The organism is Ferrimonas senticii DSM 18821, assembly GCF_000422665.1.
GTDB lineage: Bacteria > Pseudomonadota > Gammaproteobacteria > Enterobacterales > Shewanellaceae > Ferrimonas > Ferrimonas senticii.
The window spans coordinates 118583-137744 of the sequence record NZ_AUGM01000007.1 but is presented as its reverse complement, the minus strand read 5'-3'; the positions used below and the strand labels follow the sequence as shown (position 1 = coordinate 137744).

The window sequence follows — 19162 nt, the reverse complement described above, 5'->3', positions numbered from 1 at the left end:
TTACTTATCCAGCAGGGTGTAACGCAGTAGCTTAAACAGCTCGCGTGCCGCTTTTGGCGGCTTATTAGCGGCGGCTTCTTTGACCGCTTGGCGGATCAGCTGGCGCAGGCGCTGTAGCTCGCTGTTCAGCGCTGGATGGGTGTTCAGCGCGTGTTGCAGGGCTTCGTTGCTGCCGGTCAGCAGTTGGTCACGCAGTTGCTCCAGCATGTGGAATCGCTGGTTGGCCAAGATGCTTTCGTTTTCAAAGATCTTCAGCGCTTCTTCGATCGGCTCTGGATCGCGGGCGCGCATCAGTTTGCCGATGTATTGGCGCTGACGGCGGTAGGCTTCGTGTTTGCCACGAATGCGGTTGGCCAGTTCTAGGGCGGCCAGCAGATCGTCATCCAGCGGCACTTTGGCCAATTGCCCAGGGGACAAATCGAGCAGTTTTTCACCCAAACGCTGGGTGGATTCCGCTTCGCGCTTAAGCTGAGATTTACTGATCAGCTCGTCGTCAAAGTCTTCGTAGTCGTTCATGATGGCGATCCGAGGGGGCTAAAAGCCGCGAGTTTAGCAAAAAGCCAGCGCCATTGTGATCTGCTGTTGTGACTTTGCTATTCTGTCGCTCTATTTGGTTTTAGAGCATCCGTTGATGAGTGAGCGTTTGGCGCAGCAGCGCGCAGAGTTGGAACAGGCCGTCGGCCGAGCATTGGAAGAAGCGGCTAAGTTGGGGCTGGATGGCGCCGAAGTGGCGGTGCAGAAGCAGCAAGGCTTGTCGGTATCCACCCGCTTGGGCGAAGTTGAAACCGTTGAATTTAATAAAGACGGCGCCTTGGGCATTTCGGTGTACCGCGATGGCTGTAAGGGCAACGCTTCGACCTCTGACTTATCGGCTGATGCCATTCGCGCTGCCGTGCAAGCGGCCGCCACCATCGCCAGTCAAACCAGTGCCGATCAATACAACGGTCTGGCTGAAGCGGCGCAGATGGCCACCGAAATTGGCGATCTGGATCTGTATCACCCCTACGACATCGATCCACAACAGGCGGTTGCGCTGGCGGCCCGCGCCGAACAAGCGGCGATGGCGGCGGATAAGCGTATCGTTAACTCTGATGGTGCCACCCTGAATAGCCACGAAAGCCTGAAAGTCTATGGCAACAGCCATGGCTTTATTGGCAGCGGCTTAAGCTCTCGTCACAGCCTCTCTTGCGTCGCTATTGGCCAAGATGAACAAGGGATGGAGCGCGATTACGACTACACCGTGGCGCGTCGTTTTGAAGATATGCTGACCCCAGAACAGGTTGGCCATCAGGCCGGTCTGGAAACCGCCGCGCGCTTGGGCGCTCGTAAAATCGATACCTGTAATGTGCCAGTGCTGTTCAGCGCGGCGCAGTCGGTTGGCCTTATTAGCCACCTGATTGGCGCCATCAGCGGTGCCAGTCTGTATCGCAACGCCAGCTTTTTAACCGACAGCCTAGAGCAGCAGCTGTTCCCAGAGTGGTTTGCGATTGAAGAGAACCCGCATATCAAAGGCGCGTTGGCATCGGCTTACTTTGATGGTGAAGGGGTGGCCACTCAGCGCCGGCAGATCATTGAGGCGGGGGTACTGAAAACCTACCTGCTGACCGCGTACTCTGCTCGTCGCTTAAAGATGACCAACACCGGCCACGCTGGCGGTATCTATAACTGGCAAGTTAACCGCAACGGCGGCGATCTTAAGGCGATGCTGAAGCAACTGGATCGCGGCTTGTACGTGACCGATCTGATGGGCCATGGCGTTAACGGCGTGACCGGCGATTACTCGCGCGGTGCTGCCGGTTTCTGGGTTGAAAATGGCGAAATCCAGTTCCCAGTGCATGAGATCACCATCGCTGGCAATCTGAAGACCATGTACCGCAACATGGTAGCGATGGGCTCCGATGTCGATCCGCGTCATTCGCTGGCGGCCGGGCCAATCCTGCTGGAATCGATGAAAGTGGCCGGCAACTAAGCGGGCAACTAATCACTAAAAAACGCGCTTTGTTGGCGCGTTTTTTGTTGTCGTTTAAAAGCTGTAAAGCAAGTTAACGGTGGAGATCACATCGGTGTTCTTGGTGCCATCTGGGACGTTATCGGTGTAGCTGATGTCGACCCCAAATTTCAGCGCCAGATCGGCCCAGAAGTGGTTTCTATAGGCCAGTTTCAGATCGGCGACGGTATTGACGTTACCGGACTCCACCGTGGCATCGGCGGTGAAGGTGGTGTATTCGTGCAGTTGGTGTTCAAACTTAGCGGCGGCGCGGAAGATCCCCTCGCTGGTGCTGGGCTCTTCATCCGACCCCTCTTCTAAGTTGGCGCGGTTGTAACGGTAACCGCCACCAAGTTCCAGCGTCAGTTCGGTGCTGCTGGTTTCATACTGAGTCCAGCCGTAACCGCTGGAGAAGGTGTGCTGATCGGTGTAGGAGCCAAAACGATCCCACTTCAGTTCGCTTCGACCAAACACATAGCGATCGTTTTCCAACTTATAGTCGAGCTGATACAGCGCTTGGTATTGCTCGGCCGAGGTGCTTTCGTCATCGGAGGCGAAGTAACCGCGCAGGCCGGTTTCATGGCGAGCATTATCGCCGTCATACACCATCTTCACGCGGCTGTTAAAGCTATTGGAGTCGCTGTTGCCGCTGGTGTATTGCATACCGAATTCGACTTCGGCGGCGAACGGCTCTTCCGGCTCGCTGTAATTGGGCGGGACGATCGCCAATGCGGGAGCGCTAACTAGCAGGGTGGAACACAACAGGGCGCGCATGAGATCTCCGTCAAAAAAGCCACTGCGCGACAGTTTGCCCAACTGCTGCGGGCAAGAAAAGTCTTTCGCGATTGCGGCGACGCTACCAGGCGATTTCGTATGAGTTGTGCTCACCATCCCTTTCCACTACAATGCGCCGGCTAATCGGCCAAAACCCCTTTTGTTCCTTGCTTCATAGGCCCGGCCGAGCCGTTTGAAGCTAACTAACCGTAAGGAGCGATACGATGCGTCATTACGAAATCGTATTTATGGTTCACCCTGATCAGAGTGAGCAAGTACCTGGCATGGTTGAGCGTTACACTGCCACCATCGAAAAGGACGGCGGTAAAATCCACCGTCTGGAAGATTGGGGCCGTCGTCAACTGGCTTACCCTATCGAAAAGCTGCACAAAGCACACTACGTGCTGGTAAACGCTGAAGCTACTGCTGAAGCGGTTGCTGAGCTGGAAACCAACTTCCGTTACAACGACGCAGTAATCCGTTCTATGGTTCTGCGTACCAAGAACGCGGTAACCGAGCCTTCTCCAATGGCTAAGGCCAAGGAAGAGCGTGCAGAGCGTCGTGAGCGTTCTGAGCGTCCAGCTACCCCAGCTGCTGAGTAATAGGAATTAAGTGGATTCCAACCGTCTGGAGCTCAGTGGTCAAGTATCACGAGCACCGAAGACCGTAACTGGGATTAATGGCGTACCCCACAGTTTCTTTCTGTTAGAGCATCGCTCGATGCAGCAAGAGGCGGGTCTGAAAAGGCCGGTGTACTGCAAAATCCAAGTGGTCTTAAGCGGCAAGGAAACCCAATCCTTACTGAGCTATCTAGAGCCGGGGCGCATTATCAAAACCGCAGGATTTCTTGCGTGGCAACAAGGTCGTAATGGCCAGAGCCGTTTGGTATTGCACGCCGACTCGATTGAACCGATTTGCTAGGAGACTGCCCACATGGCACGTTATTTTCGTCGTCGCAAGTTCTGCCGCTTCACTGCTGAGAAAGTTGTAGAAATCGATTACAAAGACATCGCTACTCTGAAGAACTACGTTACTGAGAGTGGTAAAATTGTACCGAGCCGTATTACTGGCACCAGCGCAAAGTACCAGCGTCAGCTGGCACGCGCTATCAAGCGTGCTCGTTACCTGGCTCTGCTGCCTTACACCGATCTGCAAGGTTAATCCTGCGGTCTGTATAAACTTTAAGTAGAGGTAAAGGTAATGGACGTAATTCTGTTGGACAAGGTTGCCAAACTGGGCAACCTGGGTGACAAAGTAACCGTTAAATCTGGTTACGCTCGTAACTTCCTGCTGCCACAAGGCAAAGCAGTTGTAGCTAACGCTGCAAACCTGGAAGTATTTGAAGCTCGTCGCGCTGAGCTGGAAGCCAAACTGGCTGAAACTCTGGCTGCTGCACAAGCTCGTGCTGAGCAGATCGCTGCTCTGGAAAGCGTAGTAATCGCTTCCAAAGCTGGTGACGAAGGTAAACTGTTCGGTTCCATCGGTACCCGTGACATCGCTGATGCACTGACTGCCGCTGGCGTAGCTGTTAACAAAGCGGACGTTCGTCTGCCAGAAGGCGCTCTGCGCAACACTGGCGAATACGAAATCGTTATCGCTTTGCACAGCGACGTAACTGCTACTGCTAAAATCACCGTAGTAGCTGGCGAGTAAGTTCGTCGAACTTCAAGAAAAGCAGCGCCCAAGGGCGCTGCTTTTTTGTTTGTGGCAAACGCCATATGCCTCAGTTATAAGCGCCGCTGCTGTAATGCAGTTCATAGCTGTGGGAATAGATCTCTAAGATATTGCCGAACGGATCTTCCATGTAGATCATCCGGTATGGCTTCTCTCCTGGGTAGTAGTAACGGGGTTTCTCCATCCGTTTTTTACCGCCTGCGGCGACGATGCGCTCGGCGAGGCCCTCCACATCGGGGTCTTGCACGCAGAAGTGGAATACGCCCGTTTTCCAATACTCAAAGTTGTCTTTTGGGTTTTGTTGATTCTTAAACTGGAACAGTTCGACGCCAATGCGATCGCCAGTCGACATGTGGGCGATGTGAAAATAGTCCCAGTTGGGACCAAAGACATCGGTGCACATCTCGCCAATGGCGGAGTTATCTTCGCTGACCTTGGTGGGCGGCATTATCAAATACCAACCTAGCACCTCGGTGTAGAACTTCACTGCGGCTTCAAGATCCGGCACCGAGATGCCGATGTGGGAAAAAGTACGAGGGTAGGTTTGCGCCATTGAGGTGATTGCCTGTAACGGTGATTGACCCCATCCAGCTTAGTTGTAATAGCGACACTGTGCCGTTGTCGGCGCTGCCTAATCGGATTTCTTGGTACTGCGGCTGGCCACAATTTGGCTAGGGGGAGCCGCTGCCAGCGCGCTCTGCCACCGCATTCACTACCGCTTTCAGACCATGTTCACTGGCCATCTGGATTAACCAATTTGGTAAGTTGCCGCCCATATCGGTGCGGATCTGATGCACCACCCGGGTTTGGTCGTCATCAATGCGAATCAATTGCCAACTGCCTTCCACCAACCATAACCGTACCACCTGATCATTGGCCTCTGGGGCGTGCTGATTGGCGCTGTGCCACTGCCGTTGATAGAAACTGCCACTGACTGAGTGCCGATTGGATATCGCCAGCACATAGTCGCGTGGCTTGATAAACGGTGGCTCAATCCGAAAGTACACCAGTTCGCTGTCGCCTTGGCTGCCGAGTCGGCGTACTTGGCGAAAGTGCGGCAGAAATTCAGGGTAGTGTTCAACCTGTTCCAGCACCGCAATGATCTGCGCCATCGACGCATCCATGGTGGTGCTGAGTCGCAGCGCCACCACCCCTTCGGCTTGCTCAGTATGCTGTTCTAGCAGGTGCTGGCTGTCGCTGCTGAGGATTTGCCAAGGCGACGCCAGCCCCGGCAACGACAGGCTGGTTAGGAGGGTGAATAGAGCGACGATGCTCGCCCAACGAGTTAACTTAATAGGATGGTGCCCCATAACAGAACCACGATTGCCATCGCCATGGTGACCGCCGCCGAACTGATATCTTTGGCGCGGCCGGACAGTTCATGGCGTTCTGGACCGATGCGATCCACCACCGCCTCGATGGCGCTGTTAAGCAGCTCCACCAGCATCACCAGAAGCAAGCTGGCAATCATCAAGGCGCGTTCGAGCGCGGTGACATCAAAGGCAAAACTGACGGCGGTCAGCACTATCGCCAACATCAGCTCTTGGCGAAACGCCTCTTCGTTTCGATAAGCGGCTTTGACCCCTTGCCAGGAGTAGATCCCCGCTTGGATAAAGCGCATGGCACCGCGATTTTTCGGGGCTGATTCAGGCATCGTTATCTCGCAAAACGGCTTGTGGTGATGCTCTTATGCTACCCCGAAAATTGGCTTTGTGCGCGCCTACAGCGCGGCCGCCACCTTAGTGCCTTGGGCAATCGCCCGCTTGGCATCCAGCTCGGCGGCGACGTCCGCACCACCAATCAAATGGTGTGGCTTATTCAGGCCATCCACCAATTCTCGTAGTGGCTCTTGGCCGGCGCAGACGATGACATGGTCCACCGGCAGCAACTGCGCTTCGCCATCGATCTCGATGTGTAGCCCGGCGTCATCCACTTTGTGATAACTGACGCCGTTGAGCATGGTGACCCCTTTCATCAGTAGCTCTTTGCGGTGGGCCCAGCCGGTGGTTTTGCCAAGGCCAGCGCCAACCTTGCTGGTTTTGCGCTGCAGCAAGAAGATCTGCCGCGGGCTGGCTGGCATCTGCGGTTTGACGCCTTCGATGCCGCCACGGGCGCTGAAAGTCATGTCGATGCCCCAGTTGGCCATAAACTGCGGAATGTCTTGGCTGGCGGACTCTCGGCCATGTTGGTGTGACAGGTATTCGCTGACATCAAAGCCGATGCCGCCGGCACCAATCACCGCCACTTTGTCGCCAACCGCCACTTTGTGCTTGAGCACATCAAGGTAGCTGAGCACTTTCGGATGGTCGATGCCGTCAATGGCCGGTGTGCGTGGACTGATCCCGGTGGCGATGATCACCTCGTCAAAATCGCTGTTATTCAGGGCCTCAGCATTGATGCTGGCCCCAAGATGCAACTCGACGCCGTGGATCTCACATTGGCGTTTAAAGTAGCGCAGGGTTTCGTAGAACTCCTCTTTGCCGGGGATCTGCTTGGCGATATTAAATTGGCCGCCGATCTCCCACTCCTTGTCGAATAGCGCCACCTTATGGCCGCGACTGGCGGCGGTGGTGGCAGCAGCAAGGCCAGCAGGACCGGCGCCCACCACGGCTATTTTCTTTGGCTGGGTGGTTGGGGTGATAACAAACTCGGTTTCGTGGCAAGCGCGTGGGTTCACCAAGCAACTGGTCATCTGCATATTGAACACATGATCGAGGCAAGCTTGGTTGCAGCCGATGCAGGTGTTGATCTCATCGGCTTTGCCGGCGGCGGCTTTGTTAACGAATTCCGGATCGGCTAAGAACGGCCGCGCCATCGACACCATATCGGCATCGCCACGAGCCAGTACGGTTTCGGCCACATCTGGGGTGTTGATGCGGTTAGAGGTGATCAGCGGCAGGTTCAACGCCTTTTTGAAGTTGGCGGTTACCCAAGTAAAGGCAGCGCGGGGCACCTTGGTGGCGATGGTGGGGATCTGCGCTTCGTGCCAACCGATGCCGGTGTTAATGATGGTGGCGCCGGCTTGTTCGATGGCCAGACCCAACTCGATGATTTCGTCACTGCTAGAGCCTCCTTCGACCAGATCCAGCATCGATAGGCGATAAATAATGATGAAGTTGGCGCCGACCGCTTCGCGGACGCGGCGAACGATGGCGATCGGCAGTCGGATCCGATTTTGATAAGCACCGCCCCAGTCGTCATCCCGTTGATTGGTGCGCTGGGCGATAAACTGGTTAATGAAGTAACCCTCAGAGCCCATGATCTCTACGCCATCGTAGCCGGCGTCTTGAGCACGTTTGGCGGTAAAGACGAAATCTGCGATCTGCTTTTCGATCTCGTCGGCTTCCAGTGCCTTAGGCACAAATGGATTGATCGGCGCTTGGATCGCGGACGGAGCCACCAACTTAGGGTTATAGGCGTAACGGCCGGTGTGCAGGATTTGCAGGCAGATTTTGCCATCGTACTTATGTACTTCATCGGTAATCAGTCGATGGCCGGCGACATCCTCATCGGTGACCAAGCCGTGGGTTTTGGCGTGAGTGGCGCCCTCTTGGTTGGGGCCAATGCCGCCGGTGACAATCAGGCCAACGCCGCCCTTGGCGCGCTCGCCATAGTAGGCTGCCATCCGCTGATGGCCGTTGGGTGCTTCCTCCAATCCGGTGTGCATTGAACCCATCAACACGCGGTTTTTAAGGGTGGTAAACCCCAGATCCAGTGGGGTAAGCAGGTGCGGGTAGGCGTTGGCCATGGCTATCTCTCCGTGATCTTGTGGTCGCTCAAAAGTTAATCTAGACATCGTCAAGTTAGAGGGCTATTTTGACACTGTCAAGATTGCTTGTTACTACTCTGTAAATGAAAAAGACCATAACCCGCACGCCATATCATCATGGTGATCTGCGTCAAACCTTAATCGCCGCCGCCACCGAACTGCTGCTTACTGAGGGCATCGACGGCTTGTCGCTGCGCAAACTGGCAGAGCGGGTCGGGGTCTCTCGAACCGCGCCATATCACCACTTTAAAGACAAAGGGCAGTTATTAAGTGCCATCGCCGCCGAGGGTTTTCGCCAGCGCACCGAACAGGCACAGCGGTTATTTGAGGACGATAGCCTTAGCGCCGAGCTGCGCTTTAGCTTGTTTTTTCGCGATTACATCGCCTTCGCTACTGCATCAGCGCCGATGTATGAATTGATGTTTGGTAGTCCCATCTGGCACAACCAGCAGCAGACCGAAGAGTTGAAACAGGCGGCTTATCCCTGCTTTGCCCAGCAGTTGGAGATGACGAAACAGTGGCAAGCGCAAGGCTTGCTGCCAGCCGAGCAATCGCCACTGCGATTGGCCCAGGTGATCTGGGGCGCAATGCATGGCATTGCGCGCTTGGTTAATGATGGCATTTACGCTGATGCCAGCCACGTCGGTGAGATGATCGATTGTGCGGTGGCGCTGTTTGTCCGGCGTTAGCTTGACCATCTTCATGGCGCAGAAATGGCGGGTGATTGTTATTCAGTAACCAAAGTAATTGGTTGTTAATTTATCACTTTCAGTCACTTGAGGAACCTTGTCACGGCAACTATGGTTGAAATAGTTGGCTGCTAGCAAATAATACAAGGACTAACGATGACAAGGACCTATCGGCTGCCGAAGTGGCAGAGTTTACTTTTGGTTGGAGTGGCAATAGCACTGGTTGGCTGTTCCAACTCGAGCAGCACTGATGACATGGGAGACCCTGATGGAATCTCCGGTGAAGTGCCGCCGCCACCGGCACAAGTATTTGAAAATCCGGTATCGATAACATTTGAAAGCATCGATAGCGGAGTGCTGCAGGGTACTGCGGTTAGCTTTAACTTGAGTGGCGAGCAGGCCGCCAGCTTATTCGTTCAAGGGGCGACTCTGAACGGTGACAGCTATGTGACGGATGATGGCAGTATCGTACTAACCCGTACCGCATCCAGTAGTGCTGATCAGTTCAACGTCGAGCTATTCGCCAGCGTCGATGGTTTTTTCACAACTGGGCAAAGCATCACCGTTCCGAGCAGTAGTGAACAGGCAAATGAGGAGTTTTCGGTAGTGTTTACGCCTTTAGCTCCCGCGTCAGACGATCTTGCCATTGCCGCTGTCGAAGCGCCGGTAGCGGTTGGTGACGATGGTTTGACCGCCGCAGCGGTGGTTATTGAAACCCCAGTGCCGGATGCGGCCGATAGCAATGCCGATGCCGTGGCTGGCGGTGCTGCACAACTTGAGATCGGTGCTGGAGTTGGCTTGATGGATGCCGAAGGAGAGCCGGTGACTGGCAACATTACCGCTAACGTCGTCTATTTCTCAAACGAACCCAATGGTAATGGCAGCAATGAATCGGCGCTGGACGCCTTCCCTGGGGGCTTAGCACCCGATGTTATTTTGGATGAAAGTGGCGAGCCCGATCCCGATCTGGCTGAGGTGGTATTTACCTCGGCTGGCTTTACCGCCATCCAATTGCAAAGCGACAGCGGCCAAGTGGTTTCCGAGTTTTCGGAACCGGTTGATCTGAGTTTTGCGGTATCTGCCGATAGCGTCAATCCTGATACAGGCGAGTTATTGCAGACTGGGGACGAGATCCCACTGTGGTCTTTTGATGAAACGTCGGGGCAATGGAGCGCCGAAGGTCGTGCGACAGTCGGGTCATTGGACGCCGATAGTAATACCTTTAGTGTTGTGACCCAAATTGACCACTTGTCCTACTACAACCTCGATTTTTATGGTCGTCGCTGCAATATTCGTTTGAACTTTGCTGAAACCAACGGTAGCGATTACGCACCAAGAGTCACCTTTACTCGTGCTGGTGGCGGTTGGTCGAAGAGCAAGTACATCTCTGGGATGGGGCAGCATACTTTTTATCGGGTGCCACAGGATGGCATTGGTAATATCAAGGTGTTGTCCCGCAGCGATTTTAGCCAGCAGTTGATCGTCTCTGCTAACCGTGCTGATGGCAGTGCAATTACGGTAAATGGCGACGGCAGCCTTAGTGGCAATTTTTGTCAGCTTAATGACGCGACTATCACCATTGATGCGCCCGATACCTCCGCCTTATCGGTTGCGCTGCAAAGCCGTTGCAGCGATACCGATGAAGTGATCTCGCAACCGGGGGTGGTGCAGGTTTTTGCTCAGCCGCAGAACCGTTTGATGGGAACCATTACGCCGGCCGCAGATGCCGCTGCTACGTTGGCCGTGACCAATGGCAGTTATCAAGTCAAAGGCCTTATCTACAGCGAACAACTGGGCGAACAAACCGTAAGCCAAACCGTCTCGGTTACTGATGACCAAGCTCTAACTTTAGAGTTTCCAGTGGATAATTGTGCGGCCGGCACGCCTACCGGTGGTACTGGTGGTACTGGTGGTACTGGTGCTGGAGGTGATGGCGACGGCGGTAGTTAGGGCTTGTTGACCTTTACCGTATATTTTTGCGCCCGTTATTGGCTACTTTTGAAAGCAAATTGAACTTGGCCGGTTTGTTTTGCTGTTCCGTGGCCATTGAGGGCGCCTTGCAGGGTCGGACTAACAGCTGTCACTCTTCGTCATACGATTTCGACGTAGAGCCCTGATTTTGATTTCAGAAGAGAGGGCCTTCAACCGCAATCCTCGATTGACAGCTGCTATCCTCGACCAAATTCTGAACACCAAACGTCAACAAGCCCTAGGTAGACAATAAAAAATCCGCGCTTCGGCGCGGATTTTTGTTTTTAAGCTTGGCTTGGGTAAACGTTACAAGCCTTTGTACAACTTCGGGTTAAAGGCGTCACGCAGCCAATCGCCGAGCAGGTTGATCACCAGTACCAGTACCACCAACACGATGCCTGGGAAGGCGGAGATCCACCAAGAACCGGAGAAGATGTAGTTAAAGCCGATGGAGATCAGACTGCCCAGTGACGGTTCGGTTACCGGCATCCCCAAGCCTAGGAACGACAGCGCCGCTTCGCTCATGATCGCGTTGGCGATCTGAACGGTGGAGATCACTAGGATCGGGGTCATGGTGTTCGGCAGAATGTGGCGGAACATGATCCGGAACGATTTAAAGCCCATCACCCGCGCCGCATCGACATACTCTTTTTTCTTTTCGGCCAGTACCGAGGCGCGCACGGTACGGGCGTACTGTGGCCATTCGGCGATACCGATGATCAGCACCAGCATGACGATGGCGTACTGACTGTACAGCTCTGAACCCAGCGTCGCTTGAACAATGGCAGAGATGATGATCGCCACCATCAGAGTCGAGAACGACAACTGGATATCAGCGGCGCGCATCAGCAGGTTATCGATACGACCACCGAAGTAACCGGCGGTCAGGCCGACGGCAATACCGATAAACGCTTGCAGCATAACCGCACAGAAACCGATCAGCAGCGATACCCGCGAACCATACAGAATGGTTGACCACACATCGCGGCCTTGGTCATCGGTGCCCAGCAGGAAGCGTTCATCACCCATATCCTCGTCCCAACTTGGTGGCAACTCGGAATCCATGATGTCCAGCGTCGCCAGATCGTATGGGTTTTGTGGGGCGATGTAAGGGGCGGCGAAGGCGGCTACCACCATCACCAGCAACACCGCACTGGCGGCCATTGCTACTTTGTCGCTACGGAATAAGAAAAACAGATCCGATTGGACAACACGCTGCCACCATGACAGCTCGGATGCAGATTTGGTGCTCATTAAGATTGCTTCCCAGTCAGGTTCACGGTTGGGTTGATCAGGCCATACAGCAGGTCAACGATGGTGTTGGTGGCGACGAAGATCAGGCCAACCACAATCACGTAGGCGACGATCAGCGGCGCATCAACGCGGTTGATCGCCTCTAAGAACATCGAGCCCATCCCCGGCCACTGGAACACGGTTTCGGTCAAAATGGTGTATGCCACCATGGTGCCGACCTGAACACCGCCCACGGTCAATACCGGCAGCATGGTGTTTTTAAAGGCGTGCACGTACCACACGCGGCGGATGTTGAGGCCCTTGGCCTTGGCGAACTTGACGTATTCACTTTGCAGCGCTTCCACCATCTCGGCGCGGATCAGACGGATAAACAGCGGCAGCATGATTGACGCCAGCGCTACCGATGGCAACACCAAGTGCAGCAGACCGTCGATGGTGAAGAACCCCGATTCCCAGCCCAGCACGTTGGCGGTCTCGCCGCGGCCGTAGGATGGCAACCAACCCAGTTCAATCGAGAACAGGTACATCAGCAAAATGGCGGTTAGGAATACTGGGACAGAGATCCCCGCAGTGGAGAAGCCCATAATCAATTTGGCGCCGAAGCTGTTTGGCTTAATGGCGCAGTAGATCCCCGCCGGAACCGAGCAGCCAACGATGATAATCAAGGCACCAAACACCAGCTCTAGGGTGGCGACCATCTTGGAGCCAATCACCTCTAGCGCGGGTTTTTTAAAGAAGTAGGAATCACCCAAGTCGCCTTGCACAGCGTTTTTCAAAAAGCGCGAATATTGGGTCAGGAACGGATCGTTCAAGCCCATCTCGTCACGCAGCGCTTGCCGTTCGGCTTCGGATACTGCTTGACCCACCATCTCACGCAGCGGATCGCCCAGATTGTCTTGGATGGAGAATGCGATCATCGAGATGATGAACATTACGACGGTGGCTTGAGCCAACCGACGGATCAGAAAAGTGAACATAAATACGATCCGAAAGGGTAAAACCAAAAAAGGGGATAAGCCCGCTAACTCGACACGAACCTCAAGGTAATAATTCGTTCGATGACTTACCCCCAAAGCATGTTGTCAGCGTTCAGTTCCTTGAGGCTGACAATGGCGGCCATCAGTTAGGCCGCCAGCATTGGGGCTGTTACTTAACCACCAAATCGCCGAAGTACGGCATGTTGATTTGGTTAACGATTGGAGCGATATCCAGTTTGTCGGAAGCGCCCCAAGCCAGGTTTTCATAGTGCAGTGGCACCAGTGCGGCATCGTCGTAGGCTAGCTTTTCAGCCTGCTGCAGCAGTTTCGAGCGAACCGCCTCATCAGTGGCCTTGTTGGCCTCTACCACCAGCTTGTCTAACTCTGGGTTGGAGTAGGAGCAGTTGTATTGACCGAAGCCGGTTTTGGCATCGCGGCTCATCACCAAGTATTCCATGAAGTTGGCGCTGTCTTCGGTATCTGGGTGCCAGCCGATCATCTGCATGTCGGCTTTACACAGATCGTATTCTGGCCAGTACTGCGCCTTTGGCATGGTCTTCACATCAACTTTAACGCCGATTTTCGCCAGCATCGCTGCTACCGCTTGGGCGATGTTTTTATCGTTGGTGTAACGGTTGTTCGGGGCGATCATGGTCATCTTGAATCCGTCAGCGTAGCCAGCTTCCTGCATCAGTTGCTTGGCTTTCTTCAGATCGTAGCGAGTGGTCAAGCTGTCGTTGTAACCGGCGTAGCCTTTCGGGCTCAGCTGGTTAGTCGGGGTAGCAAAGCCACGCATTACCTTCTTCGCAATACCGACGTTGTCGATGGCGTGGATGATCGCTTGGCGAACACGCACGTCCTTCAGCGCTGGGTTGGTGTTTTGGTTCAGCTGGAAGGTGATGGCGCGGGTGCCGCCCATGGTCACCAGATCGATGCCTTTGGTGCTCTTAACGCGCTTGTGATCGGTTGGGGCCACTGGCGAGATCATATCGACGTCGCCAGACAGCAGCGCTGCTACGCGGGTACCGGATTCTTTGATTGGTACCAGAGTCATGTTGTCAACGTTACCGTCAGAGCCTTTGTCCCAGTAGTTCGGGTTACGAACGTACTCGATCTTCACGCCTTGCTCACGGTATTTAACGATGAATGGGCCGGTACCAGACAGGTTGGTAGAAGCGAAAGTGGAACCGTGCTTAACCAAGGCGCCTTTGTCTTGACCGTTAGCGTCAGTGCCACTGTAGAACTGGCTGTCCATTGGGAACAGGTGCGCCAGTGACTGCAGCATCAGCGGGTACGGGATATGGGTTTCCAGTTCAAAGGTGTAATCGTCAACGACGTTGATCTGCTTGAATGGGGCAAAGATCGCTTTGAAGTCTGGGGAAGTCATGATGCGGTTGAAAGTCCACTCGACGTCCTTGGAGGTCAGCTCGTTGCCGCTGTGGAACTTAACGCCCTTGCGCAGATGAAAGCGCATGGTGGTGTCGTTAACGCGCTCCCACTTTTCGGCCAGACGCGCTTCAAAGCCCAGATCTTGGGTAAAGCGAACGATTGGATCGAACGAGATGTGGGCCATCTGCATGGTGCCACCGGACAGCTGCTCGTGCGGATCCAGCGACACTGGATCGGCGTCGAAGGCCACGGTGATGTCGGCCGCTTGGGCACCGAACATCAAACCGGCAGACAATAGAGCAATGCTGAGTTTTGACAGAGCTTTCATTGTTTAACTTCCTATGGTGATGATTTTTATTGTTGTTAATCAAGCAACGTTGGCGGTGTTGCTTTGAAACTGCTTCATCCGTGGCATCAGCCCAATCAGAGAGCGGGTGTACTCGGTTTGTGGGTTTTCAAACAGCTGTTCGGTTGGCGCCACTTCTAACAAAGTGCCGCGCTGCATCACCCCGATGCGGTCGCACATCTGGCGGATCACCGGCAGATCGTGGCTGATAAACAGCATCGATAGGTTCAGCTCATCTTGCAGATCTTTCAGTAGGTTCAAGATCTGCGCTTGCACTGATACGTCCAGTGCCGAGGTTGGCTCGTCGCAGATCAGCAGTCGTGGTCGGGTCGCCAGCGCACGAGCAATGGAGATCCGCTGGCGCTGGCCGCCGGAAAACTCGTGCGGGTAGCGAATGCCAGATTTGGCGCCCAGACCAACGTGATCCAGCAGGTCGGCGACGATCTGCCGTACCTGTTGCTCGTTTTGCGCCAATTTATGGAAGCGAATTGGCTCGGCGATGATGTCCAGCACCTTCATCCGTGGGTTCATTGAGGTGTATGGGTTTTGGAACACCATCTGCATCTGGCGGCGCAGCGGACGACGCTCGCGCTCAGACTTCATGGCGGTCAGATCGATCCCTTCAAACTTGATGACGCCGCCGTCCGGTTGCTGCAAACCGGCGATGATCCGCGCTACGGTCGATTTACCAGAGCCAGATTCACCCACCAGGCCAAAGGTTTCCCCCTCCTGGATCTGGAACGACACATTATTGGTGGCGTGCAGCAGTTCGCGACGGGAAGGGAAGATGCTGTCTTTGATGGTGAAGTACAGATCCAAATTCTGTACATCCAGCAGTGGACCATCGTGCTTGATGAAATCCTGAGATTGTCCCAACCAGTGGTTTTTGACGTCGATCTGCGGGGTGTCTTCCGCCTTTTCGATGTAGTTCACCAGTGGGAAACGATCGAGCTTGATGTCTGGTCGTGGGACCGCACTGATCAGACTTTGGGTGTAGGCGTGCTGTGGGTTACCCAGGATCTGCTCGGTGGTGCCCAGCTCCACCAGATCACCGCGGTACATCACCGCGACGCGGTCACAGACGTTGGCGACTACGCCCATGTCGTGGGTTACCAGCATGCAGCCAACATTGCGTTTTTCACACATCTCGCGGATAAGCTTGAGGATCTGATCTTGCACCGATACGTCAAGCGCGGTGGTCGGTTCGTCGGCGATCAAAAATTCTGGCTCACAGCTCATGGCGATGGCGATCACCACCCGCTGACGCATCCCGCCAGAGAACTGGTGTGGGTACTGCTTGATGCGATGCTCTGGCTCTGGGATACCAACTTGCTTAAGCAGATCCAGCGCTCGTTCAAACGCTTGCTCTTTGCCAAGCCCCATGTTGGTGACGATGGTCTCAACCATTTGCTGTTCAATGGTCAGCAGGCTGTTTAGCGAGGTCATCGGATCTTGGAAGATAAAACCGATGCGGTTGCCGCGGACTTGCTGCATCTGTGCTTGGCTAAGGCCGGAGATCACCGTGCCATTGAGAGTGATTTCACCACCGGCAACTCGGCCCGGTTGGCTAAGCAGATCAATGATGCCGTTGCCCACGGTTGATTTACCGGCACCGGACTCGCCGACCACACCAAGGATCTCACCCGCTTCAACAGTGAAGGAGATGTCATTAACCGCTGTTGCGACGCCATGACGGGAGGGAAACTCGATCCGGAGTTTATTTACCTTGAGCAGAGACATACGACCTCGTTAGATTTTTTATCTTTTTTCTGGTCACTGTTGTGACTCTTTATTGGTCGGTATTGGCGCCGACCAGCCCGGTTCTTGGGGGCATTATTTGCTTAACTTCAAAGCGATGACGCTGTTGCGGTTTTCATCGCTTTGAATGGATATGCAGTTTCACGCTATCGCTGAGGAGGTTGTGACCGCAATCCACAAAAAGCGCTTTTGTGAGTTATATCTCGCAAATGGGCTTGGTAAATCGAGCGGGCTAACGTGAATTTTACATTAATGAAATCAGTGATACGTCGGGCCTTCATTTAAGTTGTTGTTATTGTTGATTTAAGTTTTGATTGTTAGGGTTTTTTATTGAAGTGCTGAATTCACTTTCTTTAACAATGCAGCATTGGTTATCGACATCTATGCCACTGGTTATTAATTGCTGTGATGTTGGTTGGATTTGTTGTGGTTTTTGTGGTGTTGGTGCTGGTTTTGGTGGTGATGTGGCTTGCAAATCAGCGTGATGTTGCGCCGTGAAACTGTCTCGCAGGCGAACAGGAATGCCAAGCGGTGGCAACTTGTGGTGGTCGCTGGGTGAAATTGCGACTTTTTGTATGTTGTTGTTTTTATTGGCTTTTGATTGTTTTTGCTAAGAAGTGACAAAACCGCCATAAGCCGACGGTTTTGAATAAATTATGCATGATCATTCTCAATAGAAAATCTTGTATTTTGGATTAGATTTTCTAATGTTTAGGCGACTTTTCCAGACTGCCGCTGCGGTTTACCAGCAGCGACTTTTGCCAGTGGCTCCACTTTGCGCTGTTTTTCGTACAAGAAGCTCAGAATTGCCGAACGGTATTGGCTATAGGCGGGATCTCGCGCCAGCGCAATGCGATCCCTTGGTCGTGGCAAGTTCACTTGCAACACCTCACCGATGGTGGCTTCGGGGCCGTTGGTCATCATCACTACTTTGTCCGATAGCAATACTGCTTCATCAACATCGTGGGTGATCATAATCACCGTGGTGCCGAGTTCGGCATGGATCGCCATCAATGAATCTTGCAGATGGGCGCGGGTCAGTGCATCCAGAGCGCCGAAGGGCTCATCCAATAACAACACTTGTGGCTGCATCGCTAAGGCGCGGGCAATGCCAACTCGTTGCTTCATGCCGCCGGAAATCTCATCGGGGCGCTTGTGCATCGCATGAGTCATATGCACCAGCTGCAGGTTGTGTTCAATCCACTGTTTTTGCTCTTGTTTGCTTTTGGATTTACCGAACACCTGCCGCACCGCCAGTTCCACGTTTTGGTACGCGGTTAACCATGGCAGCAGACTGTGGTTTTGAAACACTACCGCCCGTTCAGAACCAGGCGCGTTGACCTCTTTGCCATTAAGGATAACCCCGCCCTGGCTGGCTTGTTGTAGTCCCGCCACCACATTGAGAACTGTTGACTTGCCGCAGCCAGAGTGGCCAATCAGGCTGACAAATTCGCCTTTGTTCAGCTGTAAGTGCACATCCTTGACTGCGGTGAATGGCCCTTTGGGGGTGTCGAATACCACGTCGATGTGGCTGATATCCAGATGACTGCTCATGGTGGCTTTCCTTACACTTTAGCGCTGGCTTTATCCCAGCTTAAACAACGTTGCAGCAGCAGCATGGTGCGATCCAATAGGTAGCCGATTAGGCCAATGACCAACACCGCCGTCATGATTCGGCTCAAACTGGCGGAGCTGCCGTTTTGAAACTCATCCCAAACGAATTTTCCCAGTCCCGGGTTTTGCGCCAGCATCTCGGCGGCGATCAACACCATCCACGCCACCCCAAGCGACAACCGCATGCCGGTGAAGATCGCCGGGATCGTCGCCGGTAAGACGATCTGGCGCAGGTGGCTAAACCAAGAAAGCTGCAGCACCTGCGAGACATTGAGCCAGTCTCGGTTGAGATTGCTGACGCCGACGGCGCTGTTGATCACCATCGGCCACAGGCAGCATAGGGTTACGGTCAGCATCGAATTAACAAAGGATTTTGCCAGCATCGGCTCGGGGCTAACGTACAGCGCCGAGACCACCATGGTGATCAGCGGTAACCACGCCAGTGGAGAAACCGGTTTAAAGATCTGAATGATCGGGTTAAACGCCTGATAAAGCAGTGGCTTTAGACCAATCGCCAAGCCTAAGGGGATGGCGATCACGGCCGCCAAGGCGAAGCCGCTAAGGACGGTTTTCAGACTGGTAGCTATCTGATCTAAAAAGGTGGCTTGGCCGGTGTAGGCACGGATCTTGGGTTGGTAGCTGGGATCGTTGGCGATCCGCTCGGCATTGCGCTGCTGCTGGCGCTGATAAAAAGCCGCCTCTTTGGCGCGTTCGGCGCGGTGTTCACTGATCAAATTAACGCTCTGCTGGGCCACTTGCGCCGGCCCCGGAAATTGCCCCAGAGAGGTGTTGATGTTGCCAGCGGTGACCGCCCACAACAGTAAAAAGGCGATGATGCCGATGCTAGGTAACAGCAGCGCTTGCAGCGGCTCGCGCCATTGCAAACGGCGGGGATCCAGTTGTGGGGGGAGCGAGGGTAGCGCCATAGGGCCTCCGGTGATGCGGGAGCCTTAGCCTTGT

At 54.1% G+C, this 19162-nt stretch carries 19 protein-coding genes; 7 read left to right on the top strand and 12 right to left on the bottom strand.

What is annotated here, in order from left to right; all coding sequences use genetic code 11:
* The gene (gene yjgA, locus G506_RS0106060) at positions 1-516 is read right to left on the bottom strand and encodes a ribosome biogenesis factor YjgA (protein ID WP_051201946.1); all 516 of its coding nucleotides are present in this window, start codon (positions 514-516) and stop codon (positions 1-3) included.
* A gap of 112 nt (positions 517-628) precedes the next feature.
* Here yjgA and pmbA point away from each other — a divergent pair, with 112 nt between their 5' ends.
* The gene (gene pmbA / locus G506_RS0106055) at positions 629-1969 is read left to right on the top strand and encodes a metalloprotease PmbA (protein WP_420806070.1); all 1341 of its coding nucleotides are present in this window, start codon (positions 629-631) and stop codon (positions 1967-1969) included.
* Between the two features lie 54 nt (positions 1970-2023).
* Here pmbA and G506_RS0106050 read toward each other — a convergent pair whose 3' ends face one another.
* Positions 2024-2761, bottom strand: a complete 738-nt coding sequence (locus tag G506_RS0106050; RefSeq protein WP_051201967.1) for a DUF481 domain-containing protein — start codon at positions 2759-2761, stop codon at positions 2024-2026.
* Between the two features lie 224 nt (positions 2762-2985).
* Between G506_RS0106050 and rpsF the strand changes: the two genes are divergently transcribed.
* Genes rpsF through rplI form a run of 4 tightly spaced genes read left to right on the top strand, consistent with a single transcriptional unit; the run spans position 2986 to position 4414 of the window.
* Positions 2986-3363, top strand: coding sequence for a 30S ribosomal protein S6 (gene rpsF / locus G506_RS0106045; RefSeq protein ID WP_028116079.1), 378 nt, complete (start codon positions 2986-2988; stop codon positions 3361-3363).
* Between the two features lie 10 nt (positions 3364-3373).
* A complete protein-coding gene (gene priB / locus G506_RS0106040; RefSeq protein ID WP_051201945.1) occupies positions 3374-3682 on the top strand; it encodes a primosomal replication protein N in 309 nt (102 codons plus the stop codon).
* 12 nt (positions 3683-3694) lie between these two features.
* Entirely contained in the window at positions 3695-3922 is a 228-nt protein-coding gene (rpsR, locus tag G506_RS0106035) for a 30S ribosomal protein S18 (protein ID WP_028116077.1), read from the top strand.
* Positions 3923-3961: 39 nt separating this feature from the next.
* On the top strand, positions 3962-4414 hold the full coding sequence (gene rplI, locus G506_RS0106030) for a 50S ribosomal protein L9 (protein WP_028116076.1): 453 nt from the start codon (positions 3962-3964) through the stop codon (positions 4412-4414).
* Positions 4415-4484: 70 nt separating this feature from the next.
* Here the strand turns inward: rplI and G506_RS0106025 are convergent, their stop codons facing one another.
* The 4 genes from G506_RS0106025 to G506_RS0106010 form a co-directional block, all read right to left on the bottom strand.
* Entirely contained in the window at positions 4485-4988 is a 504-nt protein-coding gene (locus tag G506_RS0106025; protein ID WP_028116075.1) for a lactoylglutathione lyase family protein, read from the bottom strand.
* A 118-nt stretch (positions 4989-5106) separates the two neighbouring features.
* On the bottom strand, positions 5107-5745 hold the full coding sequence (locus tag G506_RS0106020; RefSeq protein ID WP_084631200.1) for an SRPBCC family protein: 639 nt from the start codon (positions 5743-5745) through the stop codon (positions 5107-5109).
* Entirely contained in the window at positions 5721-6089 is a 369-nt protein-coding gene (locus tag G506_RS0106015) for a diacylglycerol kinase (protein WP_240473393.1), read from the bottom strand. Before G506_RS0106015 ends, G506_RS0106020 begins: the two co-directional genes overlap by 25 nt.
* A gap of 66 nt (positions 6090-6155) precedes the next feature.
* Positions 6156-8183: an NADPH-dependent 2,4-dienoyl-CoA reductase gene (locus tag G506_RS0106010; RefSeq protein WP_035387079.1), complete on the bottom strand. Its 2028-nt coding sequence runs from the start codon at positions 8181-8183 to the stop codon at positions 6156-6158.
* A 104-nt stretch (positions 8184-8287) separates the two neighbouring features.
* Between G506_RS0106010 and G506_RS0106005 the strand changes: the two genes are divergently transcribed.
* Both G506_RS0106005 and G506_RS0106000 read left to right on the top strand, forming a co-directional pair.
* Positions 8288-8893, top strand: coding sequence for a TetR/AcrR family transcriptional regulator (locus G506_RS0106005; protein WP_028116071.1), 606 nt, complete (start codon positions 8288-8290; stop codon positions 8891-8893).
* Positions 8894-9148: 255 nt separating this feature from the next.
* Positions 9149-10843, top strand: coding sequence for a hypothetical protein (locus G506_RS0106000; protein ID WP_028116070.1), 1695 nt, complete (start codon positions 9149-9151; stop codon positions 10841-10843).
* A gap of 327 nt (positions 10844-11170) precedes the next feature.
* Here the strand turns inward: G506_RS0106000 and G506_RS0105995 are convergent, their stop codons facing one another.
* The 6 genes from G506_RS0105995 to G506_RS0105955 form a co-directional block, all read right to left on the bottom strand.
* Positions 11171-12118 carry an ABC transporter permease gene (locus G506_RS0105995; protein WP_028116069.1) on the bottom strand — a complete coding sequence of 316 codons (948 nt, stop codon included), beginning with the start codon at positions 12116-12118 and terminating at the stop codon, positions 11171-11173.
* Positions 12118-13095, bottom strand: a complete 978-nt coding sequence (locus G506_RS0105990) for an ABC transporter permease (RefSeq protein ID WP_028116068.1) — start codon at positions 13093-13095, stop codon at positions 12118-12120. The genes G506_RS0105995 and G506_RS0105990 overlap by 1 nt, the downstream gene beginning before the upstream one ends.
* A 169-nt stretch (positions 13096-13264) precedes the next feature.
* A complete protein-coding gene (locus tag G506_RS0105985; protein WP_028116067.1) occupies positions 13265-14812 on the bottom strand; it encodes an ABC transporter substrate-binding protein in 1548 nt (515 codons plus the stop codon).
* A 39-nt stretch (positions 14813-14851) separates the two neighbouring features.
* Complete coding sequence (locus G506_RS0105980; protein WP_028116066.1) at positions 14852-16570, bottom strand: ABC transporter ATP-binding protein; 1719 nt, start codon at positions 16568-16570, stop codon at positions 14852-14854.
* A gap of 729 nt (positions 16571-17299) precedes the next feature.
* Positions 17300-18142 carry an ABC transporter ATP-binding protein gene (locus G506_RS0105960; RefSeq protein WP_028116065.1) on the bottom strand — a complete coding sequence of 281 codons (843 nt, stop codon included), beginning with the start codon at positions 18140-18142 and terminating at the stop codon, positions 17300-17302.
* Positions 18143-18153: 11 nt separating this feature from the next.
* Positions 18154-19128, bottom strand: a complete 975-nt coding sequence (locus tag G506_RS0105955) for an ABC transporter permease (RefSeq protein ID WP_035387078.1) — start codon at positions 19126-19128, stop codon at positions 18154-18156.
* Positions 19129-19162 lie beyond the last annotated feature (34 nt).